This window comes from Aeromicrobium sp. PFPM2_SD2 (assembly GCF_057364525.1).
Window position 1 is genome coordinate 1 of sequence record NZ_JBNFNZ010000388.1, and the last position, 2322, is coordinate 2322.

General features: G+C 73.2%; 3 protein-coding genes. All 3 read right to left on the minus strand.

Annotated features, from left to right (window positions below):
* On the minus strand, positions 1-534 hold a 534-nt coding region (locus tag AC2W7G_RS14010), incomplete at its 3' end, for a UDP-N-acetylglucosamine--N-acetylmuramyl-(pentapeptide) pyrophosphoryl-undecaprenol N-acetylglucosamine transferase (protein ID WP_485868976.1).
* A gap of 4 nt (positions 535-538) precedes the next feature.
* Positions 539-1771: a putative lipid II flippase FtsW gene (gene ftsW / locus AC2W7G_RS14015; protein WP_485868977.1), complete on the minus strand. Its 1233-nt coding sequence runs from the start codon at positions 1769-1771 to the stop codon at positions 539-541.
* Between the two features lie 20 nt (positions 1772-1791).
* Positions 1792-2322: glutamate ligase domain-containing protein (locus tag AC2W7G_RS14020; protein WP_485868978.1), on the minus strand; the 531-nt coding region annotated here is incomplete at its 5' end.

The following is a 2322-nucleotide window of genomic DNA, read 5'->3' on the forward strand; positions in this document are numbered from 1 at the left end:
CGCCCGGGCCTCGGCGCGCGTGGCGTCGCGGTCGAGCGCGGAGATCTCGCGGCGGACGGGCAGGCCGAGGTACTGCGCGTGCGGCAGCTCGGTGCCCGGGAAGCTGGTGGCCACGTGCGTGGTGAGGCGCGCACCGAGCTTGTTGGCGACGCCGGGCAGCGCGTTGCCCTCGTGGACGACGATCGGGACGCCGCGGCGGCGGGCGGCCAGGTAGGCCGGGACCGAGACGTAGCCGCCGAACCCGACGACGACGTCCGGACGGACGCGGCGCATGACGTCGGCGGTGGCCTTGACGGCGCGGCGCAGCCGGACCGGGACCTTGAGCAGGTCGGCGCCGACCGACCGCGGCAGCGGGACGGGCGGCACGAGCTCGAGGTCGTAGCCGGCCTGCGGGACGAGCGTCACCTCCAGGCCGCGGGGCGTTCCCAGGCAGGTGATCTCGACGCTCGCGTCGATCTCGGTGAGCGCCTGCGCGGTCGCGAGCAGTGGTGACGTGTGGCCGGCGGTCCCTCCTCCGGCTAGCAGCACTCGCACCCCGTCAGCCCCTCCGTCCGATGCCCATCAGGCCGCGGCCGGTGCGGCGCGCGGCGCGAGCCTCCAGGGCCCGTCGGGCGCCGGGCTCGCTCTTGGCACAGTTAACCAGAAGGCCCACGGCCACCAGGGTGGTCATCAGGCTGGATCCGCCCGAGGAGATGAGCGGCAGCGGGATGCCGATGACCGGCAGGAGCCCGAGCACCATGCCGATGTTGATGAGCGCCTGGGCGAGCAGCCAGATGGTGATGCCGGCGGCCAGGTAGCGGGCGTACGGGTCGCGGGTGCGCATGGCGATGCGGATGCCGGCGTAGGCCAGCACGCCGAACAGCACGAGCACGACGGACGCGCCGAACAGGCCGAGCTCCTCGCCGATGATCGCGAGGATGAAGTCGTTGTGCGCCTCGGGCAGGGTGCCCCACTTCTGCCGGCTGCCGCCGAGCCCGACGCCCCAGAACTGGCCGCTGGCGAAGGCCATGCGGCTGTGGATCGACTGGTAGCCGTCGGTGTCGGGCGCCGACATGGGGTCCATGAACGTCAGCAGGCGGGCGACACGGTGCGGGGCGGCAGCGACGAAGAACACGAGCACGGCGCCGAGGGTCAGGAGGATGGCCATGAGCGGGCGGCTCTTGAGGCCGACCACCCACAGCATGCCGAGCATGACCGCGAACAGCACCAGGGCGGTGCCGAGGTCGTTCTGCCCGACGACGAGCATCGCGACGCCGGCGGTGACGGGAAGCATCGGCACGAGCACGTGCGCGGTGCGGCCGAGCAGCTTCTGCTTGCGCGAGTACAGGTGCGCGACCCACAGGACGACCGCGAGCTTGGCGAACTCCGAGGGCTGGAGCATGAAGCCGCCGGCCAACGGGAGCCAGTTGCGGTTGCCGCGGATCTCCACGCCGACCACGTAGGTGGCGACGATGAGCGCGACGCTGCCGAGCAGCACCGGGTAGGTGAGCCAGTGCAGCGCCCGCGCCGGCAGCTTCGCCGCCGCGATCGCGCCCGCGCCGCCGATCACCGCGAACAGCAGCTGGCGCTCGAAGTAGTAGTAGGCGTTGCCGTGCTGGCGCAGGGCGAGCACCGAGCTCGCGCTGAGCACCATCACGAGGCCGAGGCACAGCAGGATCGTGCCGACGCCCAGGACGAGCTGGTAGGAGGTGAGCGGGCGGTCCATCGCCGCACGGAGCCCGGCGAGCACGCCACCACGGGTCGAGGAGGCCTGCTCCGTCCTGGTGGCCATGCCGCTCCCTCGTGTGCGCCCTACGGCTGCTCGTGCACCTTCCGGCGTACCGCCGCAGCGAACGCGTCCCCCCGGGCGCCGTAGCTCTCGAACTGGTCCATGGACGCGCACCCCGGGGCGAGCAGCACCGTGTCGCCGGGCTCGGCGAACGAGGCTGCCGCGTCCACGACGCGGTCCATGAGGTCAGTCTCCCCCGGCTCGACCTCGACGACCGGCACATCGGGGGCGTGTCGTCGCAGCGCGTCGGCGATCACGTCGCGGTCGCGCCCGATGAGCACGACGGCGCGCAGCCGCTCGCGGGTCTGCTCGACCAGCTCGTCGAACGACGCGCCCTTGGTCAGGCCGCCGGCGATCCAGACCGCCTTCTCCACCCCGCGCAGGGACGCCAGGGCGGCATGGGTGTTGGTCGCCTTGCTGTCGTCGACGTACGCGACGCCGTCGGCCTCGGCGACCAGGGCGATGCGGTGGGCGTCGGGCGTGAAGCCGCGCAGGCCGTCGCGCACCGCCTTGGGGCGGGACGCCTTGAGCCAGCGCGAGCGCGGCCGCGGCCG

What these genes read in the sequence shown, in the direction of transcription:
- ftsW (WP_485868977.1), bottom strand. Translation starts at nt 1,771, where the DNA reads ATGGCCACCAGGACGGAGCAGGCCTCCTCGACCCGTGGTGGCGTGCTC.